Source organism: Dyella kyungheensis, from assembly GCF_016905005.1.
Lineage (GTDB): Bacteria > Pseudomonadota > Gammaproteobacteria > Xanthomonadales > Rhodanobacteraceae > Dyella > Dyella kyungheensis.
Genome location: NZ_JADIKC010000007.1, coordinates 423,588 through 439,292 on the forward strand (window position 1 = coordinate 423,588; position 15,705 = coordinate 439,292).

General features: G+C 65.4%; 5 protein-coding genes. 1 reads left to right on the forward strand and 4 read right to left on the reverse strand.

Features of this window, described 5'->3' with window-relative positions:
• Nucleotides 1-61: 61 nt before the first annotated feature.
• Nucleotides 62-970: a LysR family transcriptional regulator gene (locus ISP20_RS16490; protein ID WP_204637195.1), complete on the reverse strand. Its 909-nt coding sequence runs from the start codon at nucleotides 968-970 to the stop codon at nucleotides 62-64.
• A gap of 208 nt (nucleotides 971-1,178) precedes the next feature.
• Between ISP20_RS16490 and ISP20_RS16495 the strand changes: the two genes are divergently transcribed.
• Entirely contained in the window at nucleotides 1,179-3,218 is a 2,040-nt protein-coding gene (locus ISP20_RS16495; RefSeq protein ID WP_204637196.1) for a S9 family peptidase, read from the forward strand.
• A 41-nt stretch (nucleotides 3,219-3,259) separates the two neighbouring features.
• Here the strand turns inward: ISP20_RS16495 and ISP20_RS16500 are convergent, their stop codons facing one another.
• The 3 genes from ISP20_RS16500 to ISP20_RS16510 form a co-directional block, all read right to left on the reverse strand.
• Nucleotides 3,260-3,712 (reverse strand): autotransporter outer membrane beta-barrel domain-containing protein, encoded by a 453-nt coding sequence (locus ISP20_RS16500; RefSeq protein ID WP_204637197.1) that lies wholly within the window; start codon nucleotides 3,710-3,712, stop codon nucleotides 3,260-3,262.
• Nucleotides 3,685-14,346, reverse strand: coding sequence for an autotransporter-associated beta strand repeat-containing protein (locus ISP20_RS16505; RefSeq protein WP_425490842.1), 10,662 nt, complete (start codon nucleotides 14,344-14,346; stop codon nucleotides 3,685-3,687). Before ISP20_RS16505 ends, ISP20_RS16500 begins: the two co-directional genes overlap by 28 nt.
• 317 nt (nucleotides 14,347-14,663) lie before the next feature.
• On the reverse strand, nucleotides 14,664-15,596 hold the full coding sequence (locus ISP20_RS16510) for a helix-turn-helix domain-containing protein (protein WP_204637199.1): 933 nt from the start codon (nucleotides 15,594-15,596) through the stop codon (nucleotides 14,664-14,666).
• Nucleotides 15,597-15,705: the final 109 nt, after the last annotated feature.

Here is a 15,705-nt window from a genome sequence, read left to right on the forward strand (position 1 = left end):
CTTTTGTCCTGGTTTATGTCGTAACTTACAAGCGATGTGTGACGGCAAGACGAGCGCCAGGCTAGCTTCGCCACGGCGTCGGGGTGAGTGCTTCTCTCAGCGTATCGACGAAATGATCCACGCGAACCGCGCGTCCTTCGCGCGGCCCGAGCAACGCCACGACATCCGCATCGGCGAGTCGCCAGTCCGGCAGAACTTCGATGAGGCGCCCGGCGCGCAGATCGTCGGCGACGGCCCACTCCGAGCGCTCGACGATGCCCAGGCCCGCCAGCACCCACGCGGTGACCACGTCGCCGTCGTTGCTGGCGAAGGCCGGCCGAATGCGAACGGTCGGCGATTCGCTCTGCGCGAGAGTGAAGCGCCAGAGGCTGACGTCTTTCTCGTCTTCGCGGATGACACCGCAGACGTGACGACGCAGGTCGTCGGGATGCAAAGGCTCGCCGTGACGCTCCAGATAATCGGGTGCCGCGCAGAGCACGCGACGGTTCGGTGCGAGACGCCGCAGCCGGAAGGTCGAGTCCGGCGGTGCGCCGAGGTGCACAAGCACATCCCAGCTGTCGCTGCGCACGCTGCCCAAGGGGTTGTCGAACAGGTTGAGTACGAGTTCCACGTCGGGAAAACGTTGCTTCATCGCCGCCATCGCCGGCGCGACATGGGCGCGGCCGAAGCCGAAGGGCGCAGCCACGCGCAAAGGGCCGCTCACGCTGTTTCGACTTTTCGAGAGCGCGGCCGAGATCACTTCGATGTCGCTCAGTACGCCGGCTCCTCGCGCCGCCAGCAGCTCGCCTTCAGGCGTGAGATTGAGTTGCTTGCTGGAGCGATCGACCAGCCGCACACCCATGCGCGATTCCAGCTGACGCAATCGCTGCGATACCGCCGGCGGCGTCACATCGAGCCGGCGCGCGGCGGCGGCCAGCGACGACGATTCGGCGATGACCGCGAAAAATTCGATGTCGACGGAGGTCAACATTAAGTTTCGCCTTAGTCGCAAATATAGCCAGGCTAAATATCGAGCTTATCAGAACACTGCTAGCGTGACGGCTCGCCCTGCAGGATCTCCGATGTCTCGCGCATTCTCCTTTTCGCGGCTCACGCTGCTGCGGTTACATCCGGGCCCGCCAAGGCCGTATCGCGCGTTCGAAAGAACCTGCAGCAGCGCGCGGACGGCAAGACTCGCGATGCTGCTTGCCGCCTGCTTCGTCATGCCCGTGTTCGCCCGACCGTTCACGCCGAAGGACCTGGTGTCGCTGGCGCGCATCGGCACGCCTACGGTGTCTGCGGATGGTCATTGGCTGGTATGGGATCAACGCGAGATCGATCTCGCCGGCAACACTGGCCATGAAGGTCTGTGGCGGCTCGATCTGCAAGATCGCGGCGCTGTTCCCGAACGATTCGCCATACGTGCCGGCGCCGACGATAGCGCTCCGCAGTTCGGCAGCGATGGTGCGTTGTATTTCCTGTCTTCGCGCAAGGACGCTCCTGCCACGGTTTGGCGCGCAACGATGGATGGCGATGCACCGGCGCAAGTGACCGATGACCACGACCTCGCGGGCTTCAAACTTTCGCCCCAGGGCAACGCCCTACTGGTGTGGGCCGATAAACCGGTTGGCGCACGCTCGCTCGACGACACCGGCACTCGCCACGACGACAAGCAAGTCGGACCGCGCATCTACGACCAGCTATTCGTGCATCACTGGGATCGCTGGGCCGATGGACGGCGATCGCAGCTGTTCGTGCTGCCACTCGCCCACGGTCGCGCGCCTGGCGCAGGACGAGCGATCGAAGGACCACTGGTGGGCGATACCCCGTCGAAGCCCTTCGGTGGCGGCGAGGAGATCGCATGGAGTGCGGACGGCCGCACCGTTTACTTCACGCTGCGCGAGGCGGGACGGATCGAGCCGCTGTCGATCAACTTCGACCTCTTCGCCGTGCCTGCCGATGGGTCGACGGCACCTGTCAATCTGACGCCGGCAAACAACGCCATCGACACACTCCCTGCCGTATCGCCCAATGGACGCTGGCTCGCGTGGGCCGCGACCACGCGCGCAGGCTACGACTCCGATCGCAAGCAGCTGATGCTGCGCGATCTGGCCAGCGGCAGGGCGCGCGCATTGACCGCGGATTGGGATCGCTCCATCGACCAGCTGCACTGGACCGCCGATTCGACGGCGCTCTATGTCACGGCCGACGAACGACTCGATCATCCGCTGTTCCGCATCGACATCGCAGATGGCACGGTGCATCGGATGACCACGCAAGGCCATGTCGGCACGGTGCTGCCGCTGCCTCAGGGTGGCGTCGTCTATTCGCTGGACACTCTGGTCGCGCCGCCCGATCTCTGGAAACTCGATGTAAATGGCCTCGTGACGCGCTTGACTGCCGTCAATGCAGCGACGCTCGCGGGCGTCGACTGGCCCACCACGACGCGCTTTTCTTTTGCAGGCGCCGGGGGCGATACGGTCTCGGGCTTTGCGCTGCGCCCGGCGGATCTTGCAGCGCAAGCCAAGGCGCCCGTGATCCTGATCGTGCACGGCGGCCCGCAGAACAGCCAACGCGACGGCTGGTCGTATCAACAAAACGCAGCAGCCTGGGCGTGGCATGGCTTTGCCGTGGTGTCGATCGATTTCCACGGCAGTACCGGCTACGGTCAGGCGTTCACCGACTCGATCCATCGCGACTGGGGTGGCAAGCCGCTCACCGATCTCCAACTCGGACTCGCGGCAGCCATCGCGCGCTTTCCTTTCCTCGATGGCAACGACGTGTGCGCAACGGGCGGCTCGTATGGCGGCTACATGATGAACTGGATCGAAGGCCACTGGCCCGATCGGTTCAAGTGCCTGATCGAAGACGATGGCGTGTTCGACACGCGAGCGATGACTTTCGAGACCGATGAACTACGCGCCGACGAATGGGATTTTGGCGATCAGCCGTACTTCCAGGCGCCCGGGGAATTCGAGAAGTGGAATCCCGTCAACAGCGTCGGCCAGTGGAAGACACCGATGCTCGTGGTCACCGGCGAAAAGGATTTCCGCAGCCCGCCGACCCAGGCCATTGCGGCCTTCACCGCGCTGCAATTACGCCATGTTCCCTCGCGCCTGCTGGACTTTCCCGACGAGGGACACTGGATACTGAAACCCGGCAACAGCATCGCCTGGTACGAGCAGGCCTTCGCCTGGATGGACAAGTACACGCGCAGGCATGCGCAAGCGGGTGAATGAACGAGCCCGCTCGATCGAGCGGGCTCGTTTGCCGTACCGTGTTACCAGCGCATGCGGAAACCCACGCTGCCATTCACCGCATGCGAATCGCCGAAGTGCGACAAGCCCGTCTGCGCCTGCACTTCCCCGTAGATCGAGTAGCGGCCACCCGCCCAATCGATCGCGCCACCGACACCGAGGCCACCCCACCAGCGTTCGTTGCGCGTAGTGAAATCGGTGCCCGAGACGTTCACCTGCGCCGCGTCCGTGAAGTAGTCGTAGACGTTGGCGATGGCGTAGACGTGCGTCACCACCGCACCGGAGGCACCCTGATGCGTGCTCAGGTAGTCGAAGGTGGTGCCGGCGCGTGCCGAGGCGGCGTTGCCGTCCTGCTGCGAGACGCGTGCGCCGAATGCATCGTTGAAGCCGTCGAACGATGCCTTGCCCCAGCTCAACTGGGCTTGCGGCACCATCGACCATGCATCGCTCAGGCGGAAGCGTTGGCCGACTTCCACGCCGGNTTGGAGTGCAGATCCGAATCCAGATGCGTCCAGCGCGCCTGGCCGTCCACGTACAGGCCGTTGTCGGCGTACCAGGTCAACGCCGCGCCCACGCCGTAGGCACGCGTGTTGATGCGGCCGTCGCCATAGGCCGAACTCACGTCGGAGTTGTAGTGATCCGAATGCAGCGAGGCGCTGCCGACCAGCTTGCCGCCCCCGTTGTCCGATAGCGTGGTGTCGATACCCACTTCCGACTTCCAGTTGGACATGTCGTAGCGCGTGCCGCTGGTGCTCGATTCGGGTTTGATGTCCTGATCGCCGCCCTGCACACGCACCCACACGCCCTCGCCCGGCTTCATGCCATCGGTCGCCTGCGCATCGGCCCACTGGCGATCGCCAGTGCGCTGGAACAGCGTGTCGAGCGTATTCGCCTGCTGCAGGATGCCGGCATAGGCTTCGTACAGCGGCACGCCCGGCTGATACAGCGGCGTCGCGCCACCCGTGCCCGAGCCCGGACCACCCGGATTGCCCGGGTTGCCGGGATTGCCCGGATCGGACGGCGGATTGGTCAACGCCGAGCGCAGGTACCAGTCGCCGTCCGTACCATCGACGCCGTTCTGGTAGAGGCGATAGGCATACGCACCGGCGACCACCGCCTGCTGGCCCTGGAACACGTAGTTGCCCTTCAAGGCGAAGGTGCCGTTGGAGGCGCCCTGCACGTCGATGAGCTTGATGCCCTGCGCGGTCGCTGCACCGGCGCCACCCACGTTGGTCACCTGTATCGTGGTGTTGCCTGAGGTGCTGCCGGTGACCACCAGCATGTCGGTGGCCGAGCCGTCGCCGCCCAATGCGGTGTTGAAGTTGAGCGTGCCGCCCTGGCCGACGTAATCGCCTTGCACGGTCAGGCTGGTGCCCGGTGTCTGGCCGAAGTTCACCGTGCCGGCGTTGGTGAGTGCGCCGGTGCGCTGTGCGAAGCCGCCCAGATTCAGCGTGGCACCGCTCTGCACCGTCGTCGCGGAGGATGCATTGAACGCATTGGCCACCGCAGCGCTCAATGTACCGGCGGCGACGGTGGTGTCGCCGCCATACGTGGACGTACCACCCAGCGTCAGCGTGCCAGTGCCGGTCTTGCTGAGACTGCCGGTGCCACCGATGCCGTTGCTCAGCTGCAGCGTGGTGCCGTCGTCCGTGTCGATGGTGGCGGCGCCACCCAGACCGACCGTGCGCGTGCTGACGAAACTGCCGGTGGTGTGCAGCGTGGCATCGTCGATGGACAGACTGCCCGCCGCAAGACCGAGGTTGCCGTCGTTGGCCACCTGCAGCGCGCCTGCGTGCACGTCGGTGCCGCCGCTATAGGTGTTGGCACCGCTGAGCACCAGCGTGCCCAGGTCGTCCTTCACCAGCATGCTGGTGCCGGTGAGGGCAGCATCGATGGTGGCCGTCATGCTCGCGCCGGCCGCGGTGCCATCGCCCACGCGGATGGTGGACGCGCCGCCCGTCAGTGCGATGGCGTCGCCGGTCACGCGATAACCGTCGGCCTGGAACTGCAGGCCCGAGGCACTCACCTGCCCGTTCGTGTTGTCCACCGTCACCGTACCGCCGGTGCCGCCGAAGACCGCAAAACTGCCGTTGGTGAACGGCGCATTGAGCGAGCCGGAAGCGTCGGTCCAGTAGTCGTTGTCGCTGAGACGCCAGGTGCCGGTGCCGCCGGTGATTGCCCCGTCGTTCGCGTGTCCCGGACCGTCCCAGAAACTGAGCGTCAGGCCATCGGTGTTGACCAGATTCACCTGGTTGGCGAGCGAGGTCTGCACGAACACGTTCGTGCTCGGCGAGCTGCCGATCGCCAGGCCGTTGTCGGTCAGCGTGCCGTCGTAGTTGAACAGGCGATACACACCCGCGCCGAACGTGCCGCCCGGCGTGGTCGTCACGTTGAGCGTGCCGTCCAGCGTGAGGTTGCCGTGCACCACGGTGAGGTCGTTGAGGCTACCGCCCACCGTACCGGCCTGGCCCAGCTGATAGTCGACCAAAGCACCCGCGTTCAAGGTGAGGTTGCCGTTGACGGTGAGCGTGCCGGGAGACATGCCGGGGCTGAGCGTGCCGCCATTGGCCACCGTCACATCGCCGCCGATCGTGCCCGTGCCACCCAGCGTGCCACCGCTCATCACGGTGGTCGCACCGGTGGCGGCGGTCTGGTCGCCCTCGATCAACAGCGTGCCGCCCGACACCGTGGTAGCGCCGGTGTACGTGTTGGCGCTGGTGAGCGTGGTGGTGCCCGTTCCCATCTGCGTCACGCCACCGGTGCCGGAGATGGCACCGCCGAACGTTTGGACGTCCGAACGATCGAACGCCAGCGTGCCGTTGTCGGCCACGTCGCCCAGAATCGAACCGCTGGTGCCGCCTTCGCCCAACTGCAGCGTGCCGCCGGTAATCGTGGTGCCGCCGGTATAGGTGTTGTTGCCCGCCAGCACCAGCGTACCGAGATCGGACTTGGTCATGCCGTTGCTGCCGGTCAGTACCGAGGCGATCGTCGCGGTCATGTCCGCACCGGCCGTGGTGCCGTCGCCCACGCGAATCACTGGAGCGGAACCGACCAGCGCAATCGCATCGCCTTCGACGCGGTAGCCGTCGGTGGCGAACTGCATGCCGTTGCTGTTGATGGCGCCCAGGCTGGCATCCACCGTCACCGTGCCGGCGGCGCCGGCAAAGATGGCGAAGCTGCTGTCCTGGTAGGGCGCATTGAGGCTGCCGTCGATCACCGTCCAGTTGTCGTTGCCGGACGCGTTCTGCCACAGGCCATCGCCGCCCTGCACCTGGCCGTCGCCGCGCGCGCCGTTGCCGTCCCAGAAATTCACCGCCAAACCGTTGGTGTTGACCAGGTTCACCTGCTGCGCGATCGAGGTCTGCAGGAAGTAATCGGGCGACGGCACCGAGCCGATAGTGAGGCCGTTGTCGGTCAGCGCGCCGGTGTAGCCGATGATCCGGTAGATGCCCGGATCGAAGGTGCCGCCCGAGGACACCGAGACATTGAGCGTGCCGTCCAGCGTGAGGTCGCCGTTGACCTGCACCAGGTCGTTGAGCGGACCGCCGACCACGTTCGCCTGGCCCATGTTGACGTTGAGGTTGGAGGTGTCGCTCAAGGCCACGCTGCCCTTGACGGTCAGCGTACCCGGCGCGCTGCCGACGTCGCCGGGACTCAGCGTGCCGCCATCGGCCACCGTCACATCGCCGCCGATGATGCCCTTGCCGCCCAAGGTGCCGCCGCTGTCGACCGAGGTGGTGCCCGTGGCGGCCGACTGATCGCCATTGATGATCAGGCTGCCCGCGCGCACTGCCGTCGGACCGGTGTAGCTGTTGGCGGCGCTGAGCACGGTGGTGCCCGTGCCCTGCTGTTCCAGCGCACCGGTGCCGGAAATGGCACCCGTGAAAGCCACGCTGTCGGAACGATCGAACACCAGCGTGCCGCTGTTGGCCACGTTGCCCTGGATGGAACCGCTGGTGCCGCCGTCGCCCAGCTGCAGCGTGCCTGCCTGGAGGACCGTGCCGCCGGTGTAGTTGTTGTCCGCGGTGAGCACGAGTGCGCCGTTGCCGCTCTTGGTCAGCGCGCCGGCGCCGCCGATGGCGCCGGTGAGCGTGAGATCGGCGTCGGTCAGCAAGCTGCCGCCCGGACTGTTCAACGTCACGGCGCGGCTGGAGGTGAAGGCCGCCGTGTTCTCCAGCACACCGCTATTGAAGGTGAGCGCGCCGCTCGCGTTGCCAAGATTCGCATCACTGGAAACGACGATGCTGCCGGCATCGATGGTGGTGCCGCCGGCATACGTGTTGGTGCCTGCCAGGGTCAGCGCGCCAGCACCGGTCTTGATAAGCGCACCGGCGCCGGAGATCGTGCGCGGAGCAGACAAGTCGGCTTCCGTATCGAACGTTGCACCGCCCTGGTTGATCGTGGTGGTGCGAGCGAGCGTGAACGCGGCCGTATTGCGCAGCGTGCCGCCGTCGAAGCTGAGCGTGGCCGCGGCACCGCCAAGGAAGGAATTGTTGGTGACCTGCACCACACCGGCATTGATCGCGAAATTGCCGGTGAAGGCGTTGCTGTTGGTAAGCACCAGCGTGCCGAGATCTTCCTTCACCAATTGGACGTTGGTGCCGATCATCGAGGCGCCGATGGTCGCCGTCATGTTGGCACCTGAAGCGGTGCCATCGCCCACACGGATCACATCCTGTCCGGTGACGAGGGTGATCGGGCTGCCCGTGACGGTATAGCCATTCACCGCGAACTGCATGCCGGAGCTGTGCACGGTGCCCACGGTGTTGTCCACCGTGACCGTGCCCGGCGTGCCCATGAAGATGCTGAACTCGCCATCGGTATAGGGCGCATTGAACTGACCCGTCTGATCGGCCCAGTTGTTGTTGCCGCCGGTGCCCTGCCAGACACCGGTGCCGCCGTCGATGGTGTTGTTCGCGTGGCCGTTGGGGCCATCCCAGAAATTCAGCGTCAGCCCGCTACTGTTGAGCAGGTTCACCTGATTGGCGACCGATGTCTGCACCTGGTACGTGCCGGCCGGCGTCGTGCCCAACGTCAAGCCGTTGCCGCTGAGCGTGCCGTCGTAGCTGATGATGCGATACAGGCCCGGGCCGAAGCTGCCGCCCGGCGTGGCGGACACGTTGAGCGTGCCGTTCAGTGCAAGGTTGCCGTGCACCACGGTGAGGTCGTTGAGCGCGCCGCCGACCACGTTGGGTTGACCGAACTGATAGTTCAGGGTCGAGGTGGCACCCAGCGTGAGGCCGCCATTGATGGTGAGCGTGCCCGTTGCACTGGTGTCGCCCGGGTTGAGCGCACCGCCATTCAACACGGTCACGCTGCCGCCGATGGTGCCGGCGCCACCGAGCGTGGCGCCGCTCTGTACCGTGGTGGCGCCAGTGGCGGTGGACTGATCACCGTCGATCAGCAGCGTACCCGCTTGCACGTTCGTCGCGCCCGTGTAGCTGTTCGACGCATTGAGCACGGTCGTGCCGCTGCCGAGCTGGGTCACGCCACCCGTACCTGAAGCCAAACCGCCAAACGTATAGACGTCCGAACGGTTGAAGGCCAGCGTGCCGTTGTCGGCCACGTTGCCGACGATGGTACCGTTCGCACCGCCATTGCCCAGCTGCAGCGTACCCGCGGTGATCGCCGTGCCGCCGGTGTAGATATTGGTGGCCGTCAGCACCGTGGTACCGGTGCCCGACTGCACCACGTTACCCGCGCCGGAGATGGTGCCGGCCAGCGTCATCGTGTCGGAGCGATCGAAGCCCAGGGTGCCAGCGGTGTCGACGATGACGGTGGGGCTGGCGATGGAACCCGTGGTGCCGCCGTTGCCGATCTGCAGCAGACCGGTATTGATCACGGTGTTGCCGGTATAGGTGTTATTGCCGGTCAGCAGCCAGGTGCCAGCGTCGTTCTTGCCCACGGTGGTGACACCACCCGGGCCGTCGACAATGGTGCCGCCCATGGTGTTGTTGCCGGTGTTGGTGCCACCCAGGCCCAGCGTGCGCGTGCCGTTGCCCGCATACGCCGCTTGCCCGGTGTTGCTGAACACGATGGCGCCCGTGCCGGACGACTCGATCACGCTGGTGCCCGCCGACAGAGTGAACAGGCGGTCGGTGGTGTCGCCCGTGCCGGTGTAGCGCAAGGTCGCACCGTTGCCGATCACCAGGTTGGACGCCGCATTCGACGACGCGCCGATACTGCTGGCCTGGCCGCCGTTGGTGAGATGGTCGACGCCAAGCACGCCGCCCGAGATGGTGGTGACACCGCTGTACGTGCTAGACGCATTGCGCAGAATCCAGGTGCCGGTGCCGGTCTTGCTGACCGAGGTACTCCCGGTGCCGTTGTCGGTGATCCGCAGCGCCAGGCTGTTGTTGTCGGTGCTGGTGCCGGTAATCGCAACGACCTGTGCCGAATTGACGGGGCCGCTGAACGCGACCGCGCCGGTATTGGTGAACTGCACCGCACCGGTGCCGGACGCATCCAGCGCACTGGACGGTCCCAGCGTGAACAGGCGGTCGGTGCTGTTGCCCGCGCCCAGATACTGCAGCGTGCCGTTGTTGAGCACGAGGTTGCTGGCTGCATTGCTCGATGCGCCGATGGAGCTGGCCATGCCGCCGTCGGCAAGCACGTTTACCTGGAGGGTGCCGCCAGGGGAGATCGTGGCGCCCGTGGTGGGAGAGATGCTGCCGAGGGTGGTGGTGCCGGTATAGGTGCTGGCGCCACCGCTGAGATATTGGATGTTCGCACCGTTCTTGACGAAGCTGCCCGTGCCCGTGATGGCACCGGCATAGGTAGCGGTGGAAGCCAAACCGCTTCCGCTGGTGACCGTCAGCGTCGCGCTGCCTAGATTGATGTTGCCGCCCGCGGTGCCGCCGCCCGCCAGATAGCTCGCCTGGGTATTGAAGCCGTTGAGGTCGACCGACAGGCCGGCAAGGTTGTCCGTCACCAGGTAGCCGCTGCCGAACGCGTTGGTAGTGCCGGCGCGCAAGATACCGCCGCGAACGTAGGTGCCGACGATATTGTTGTTGGTGCCGCTCAGCACCAGCGTACCCGCACCCTGCTTCTGGATCTGACCGTTGTTCACGATCGGGCCGCTGAAACCCAGCGTGGTCCCCGCATTGCTGACGTTGATGGCGGAATTGGCGATCAGCTGGATGCCACGATCGATGGAGACGCTGGTGCCGGTATAGATGAACGTGCCGCCCAGCATGAAGTTGGAGGCTGCGTTGCTGGAAGCGCCGATGCCACTGGGCTGGCCGCCGTTGGCCAGACAATCGGTGCTGAGCGTGCTGGCCGAAATCGTGGTGGCGCCGGTATAGCTGTTGCCGCAACCGGTCATGATCTGGGTGCGCCCGCTGCCGATCGTTACACCGCCCACGCCGCTGATGGCACCCGACCATGTGCCGCTGCCATTGATGGTCAGACCGCTGCCCGCACCCAGCGTGACATTGCCCGCGCCGTTCAACGCGCCAATGGTGACCGGGAAGGTGGATGCATCCAGCGTGGCTCCGGCATTGACCGTCATCGGGCCGTTGGCGCCGAAGGCTGTACTGGAACCGGCACGGAGGATGCCGTCCGTGACCGTCGTGCCACCCGTATAGGTATTGGCGCCGGATAGCACCAAGGTGCCATCGCCATCCTTGTAGAGATTGCCCGCGCCGACAATGGTGCCGCTATCGGTCAAGGTGGTGGCCGCCGCGTCGACGCTCACATGACCTTGACCGGCGGCAAGCGTAAAGCCGCGATCGGTCGAGGTGGTGGCGCCGGTGTACTCCAGGCCACCGCCGGTCTGCAGTACCAGGCTGCTCGATGCATTGCTGCCCGCACCGATACCGCTTGCCAGGCCGCCGTTGGCCAGCGTGCCGGTCGACAGCAGACCGTTGCTGACCGTGACCGGGCCAACGAAATCGTTGGCGCCATTGGACAGCGTCAAAGTGCCCGCGCCGGTCTTGGTGAATCCGGCGTCGTCAGGGCTGGTGACCAGGCCGCTGAAGGTGAGGTCGGTGGTGCCGTCGACCTGTATCGTTCGCGACGGGCCATTGTTGACCAAGGTAAAGCCGCGATCGGTGCTGGCGGTCGCGCCGGTGTAGTGCAGCGTGCCGTTCTCCAGCACCAGGTTGGCCGGATCGTTGGACGAGGCGCCGATGGCGCTCGCTGCGCCACCATTGGCGACGCTGTTGAAGCCCAGCGTGGCACCGCTCACCGTGGTCGAGCCGGTATAGGTGTTGGCGCCAAAAAGCGTCACCGCGCCCGTACCCAGGCCGTTCACGGCAAAGCTGGTGGCGCCGCCGTTGTCGACGATGGTCGAGCTGATATTGAAGTTGCCCGCGCTGTTCTGCAGCACGCCCAGCGGACTGCCCGCCGCGCCTCCAGTCAACGAGCCACCCTGGATCGTCTCTGTGGCCGCGCCCGCGGTCGGCGACACGATGATGCTGCCGTCGACGCTCAGCGTATTGCCGGTACCGACGGTCACGATGGAAGTCGCCGCCGCCGCAACCTTCATGCCGCCCAACGCGACATTGCCGTTGACCGTACCGAAGTACGGCGTGTTGGCATTGCCGCCTTCGTCGCTGACGATGTCGCCGCTCACCCAGGTGCTCGCATCGTCCTTGTCCGCGTAATTGGTGAAGGCAGTGATGACGCCACCGGCCACCTGCGCATAGTCCGACTGATTGACCGTGGCCCAGCCACCAAGTGCGCCATCCGCGTTGGTGGTGGTGATGGTGGCACCGGTGTTGAAAGCGAAATCGATCAGGCCGCTGCTGCGATTGATCGCACCCAGCGAGAGCGCCAACGTACCGCCCGTGCCGGCTGTGGCGCTGATGCGGTTGTTGCCGCCGGTGATATCGAGTCCGTTGAACGCCTGCGTGTTGGCGCCGGCCTTGCCCTTGAGGGACAGCGTGCCGCCATCGAGGTTGAGCGTCGAACTGCTGTTGATGATGTTGCTTGCCGGCGCACCCGCGACCGAGTAGTCCAGCGCCAAGGTGCCGCCGCCGATGGTGGTGGCACCGGTGTAGGTATTGGCTCCGGTGAGCGTCTGCGTGCCCGCACCGAGCTTGGTCAGGCCACCGGTACCACCGATGCTGCCCGCGTACGAGGTGCTGCCCGAGGCGGCGTTGAGCGTGAGTGAGCCGCTGCCCAGGTTCACCGTGCCGCCCGTGCCGGCCAGCGACGGCACGGTGATGGCGAGGCTGTTGAGATCCAGCGTGCCGCCATTGACGATCACGCCCGTCGAGGCGCCGAAGGCACTCGTGCTGCCGGCGGTCAGCGTGCCTGCGGTCACCGTGGTCGTGCCCACATACGTATTGGCGCCGCTCAACACCCAATTGCCGCTGTTGTTGACAACTACGCTGCCGGTGCCGCTGATGGCGCTGGCGTACGTGTTGGTACCCGCATACGTGCCGCCCAGCGTGATCGAGTCGGTGCCACCCGCCACGAAGGTGGCCCCGCCCGTGAGCGAAAGTCCGCCCGTGCCGTTGTTGGCGAAGGTGCTGGCGCCATCGAATGCATAGAAGCGGTTCGTCGACGTCGTACCACCGGTGTAATAGAGCTTGCCGTTGGTCAGCGTGATGTTGCCGTGCCCACCGGTGCCGAGAGAGCTGGCGGTGCCGGAATCCGTCAGTGACGACGCGTATACGTTGATGTTGGTGATGAGGCTGGGGCCGATGTAGGTATTCACGCCAGTCAGCGTGATGTTGCGTCCCGCCACGCCGGTGTAGAAAACCGAACGTCCCACCGCATCGCTGATGACGCCGCGCAGGATCATGTCTCCCGTCTCGACATCGAAAGCCTGGGGGCTCGCCGTCGTGCCGCCGGCCATGGCCATCGTACCGCTCAGATCCAGGGTGCCGGTGCCGGTATTCCTGAGCGACGTGCTGCCGCCAATGAACGACCAGTTTCGATTGGAGACGTCGCCGTCGCCTGAATAATAAAGGCTGCCGGCCAAGCCGCCGCCGGATGCCACGGTCACCGTACCGTTCGCCACGGTGGTAGGCGCACCTAGCGAGCTGGCTTCACCCAGGTTGCCGATGGAGGTGAAGCCGTAGTTGCCGCCAGTGTTGAAGCCCGTGACGCCGGTGTAATCGTTGGCGGCGTTGGTCAAAGTGACGCCACTGCCGAGATTCAGATTGCCGGCGCCCGTGAAGCGTGCCGCACCAACACCATTACCCCCGATGTTGACGGTGCCGTTGACCGTCACCACACGGGTGGCGGCCAGTGCCGTGCCGCCCGTCGGAACGGTGGCGGTGAGTCCGGTACCGTTTGCCAGGGTGATGCCGTTGCTCGCATTACCCAGGTTGGCATCGCTGGTCACTGCCAACGTGCCCGCGTTGACGGCGATCCCGCCGGTGAACGTGTTGGCACCACCGAGCGTCAATAGGCCAGCTCCATTCTTGGCGAGCCCTGCGTTGCCGGCGATCACCGAGAGGATCGTGCCTGCACCGGAGACGCTGGGCGTGGTGCCGGCCAGGGTCAGCGTGCCGTTCTGCAGCGTGTACCCGGCCACGTTGAAGGTGACCGAGTTCGCCGTGACACCCGTGCCCAGCGTCACGATGCCCGGGGTGCCAGCGAAGATGGCGTTGTCGAGGTTCCCGTTGTTCCACACAGTGAAGGGACCGGCCACGCCATCGGCGGCGGAATTCCAGTTGGCCAGCGTGGTATCCCAGACACCCACGCCACCGCTGCCGGCCGAACCGCCATTGACGTCCCAGTACTTGTCGGCTGCCATCGTGGGTGCCGCATACAACGACGCCAGGCCCATCAGCACGCCGAGGCGTAGCGTCCACCCGCTTTGCGACGCGCGCACAGGTGATGACCGTTCGTCGATCGTCGCCGACGCGGCACATCCGCGTCCCTTGCCGTGCTTGCCGGTGAGTTCGGAAGCCACTACCCACGCGTTCAAGGCCGTAGACCAGACGATGCGGAATACCCGGTTCATCACTTTCCCCTGTCGATGTGCAAACGGATGCAGATGTGTGCGGCGACGCGTGGTCGCCAGAAACTCAGGCCGAATCCAGGCCTGTGAGAAGACGCGTAACGCGCCGATAGACAGAGCGAAGTCGAGCGGTGGCCGGGCGGCGGCGATCGCGATGCGTGCGCAGGCGCGCCCGTGCATGCGGGCGACCATCGATGGTGAATCGATTTAAATGCGAGAGAGACGTCGCCACTTTTTATAACCCCTGTGCCGGAGGGGGTTCTCCGGCCGACCAACCGCCAACACACGCGGATCGGTGCCCTGTACCGAATCCGCCGCGCCTTATGGAAAGCTCGCCGCAAGCGTATGCAACCGCCGCCGCGCAAAATCGGCGTGGCGTCTCTTTTCGTTCGGCATGGCGTCTCATTTCAAACGCCGTGGTGCAGTCCGCGGCTATTTGCGCAGGAGACGTGAAGGCTTCGCCGCGGGAGCGATCGAGGCCAGCGCGGGTCCTCACCATCTTCGGGCGATCAGCCCTGCTCGCTCGTCCTGGCCTCGCTGGGCGTGACGCCGAAGCGACTGCGAAACGTCCGCAGCAATTGATTGCCGCTGGAAAAACCAAGGCTGTAGGCGATCTCGGTGATCGAACGCGAACTGCGCGCCGGCTGGGTCAGCTCCCGATAGGCTGCATCCAGTCGGATGTTGCGCAGCACCTTCGCTACACCGCCATCGCTGGCAAAAGCGCGATAGAGATGCGCGCGCGACACCTTGAAATGGTGGCAGAGAAATTCCGGCGACAACTCGAGCAGTTGGACGTTGCGCGTGATGAATTCGACGATCCGCTGGCGCAGGCCCGCGCCCAGCACGGAAGCATCGAGCGCAGCGTCGTTTGTGCGGTGGTCTTTCAGTGCCGCCGCGAGCAGGGTGATGATCGCTTCCTGCGCCGCCATCGCCTGCATGTCCGGCAACGGCGCCACCAGGGAACACAACGCGATCAACAAGGAGCCGATCACCGGCGTCATCGCCGCATTCGCCTTCAGCACGACGCCGTGCAGCTGGCGCACACCGACGGCGCTCTCCAGCACGGGACGCGACATCGCGATCGATACCGCTTCGACCGGAGATGGACAAAGCTGCATCGGATCGACGATGCAGATATCCCCGACATCCGCGCACATCGCGCCACTGGCAATGTCGCCCTGCGGCGATCCTGCCGTCAGCAGTTGCAGCACATAGTGATCGGCCTCGCTCTGCGCCTCGGCGGAAGGGCTTGGACGACGGATTGCGGTGACGTCCTTCAACAACCGGACCCTGCCGCGCGGCTGCACGGCCACTTCCGCGCGAGCATCGCAATTTCTCGCGACAGGTGCTGTCTGCCACACCGGCCGCGTCAATTCCTGCGGCAGATCGTCCTGCACGTCCGCCGCGATATGTGCGGCGGAATGGCGAACATCATCAGCCATCCCCAACGCCCCCTGTCGGCTCTCGATGGCACCACGTCTTTTCATCTCGCACAGCAGCGAGATGCAAATTTCGCGGGATGCTAGCACAGGGGATTTACTCGCCGGATGG

Excerpts from the sequence above, each read along its gene's own strand:
- ISP20_RS16490 (WP_204637195.1), bottom strand. The coding sequence starts at position 970 with ATGTTGACCTCCGTCGACATCGAATTTTTCGCGGTCATCGCCGAATCG.
- ISP20_RS16495 (WP_204637196.1), top strand. The coding sequence starts at position 1,179 with ATGCTGCTTGCCGCCTGCTTCGTCATGCCCGTGTTCGCCCGACCGTTC.
- ISP20_RS16510 (WP_204637199.1), bottom strand. The coding sequence starts at position 15,596 with ATGGCTGATGATGTTCGCCATTCCGCCGCACATATCGCGGCGGACGTG.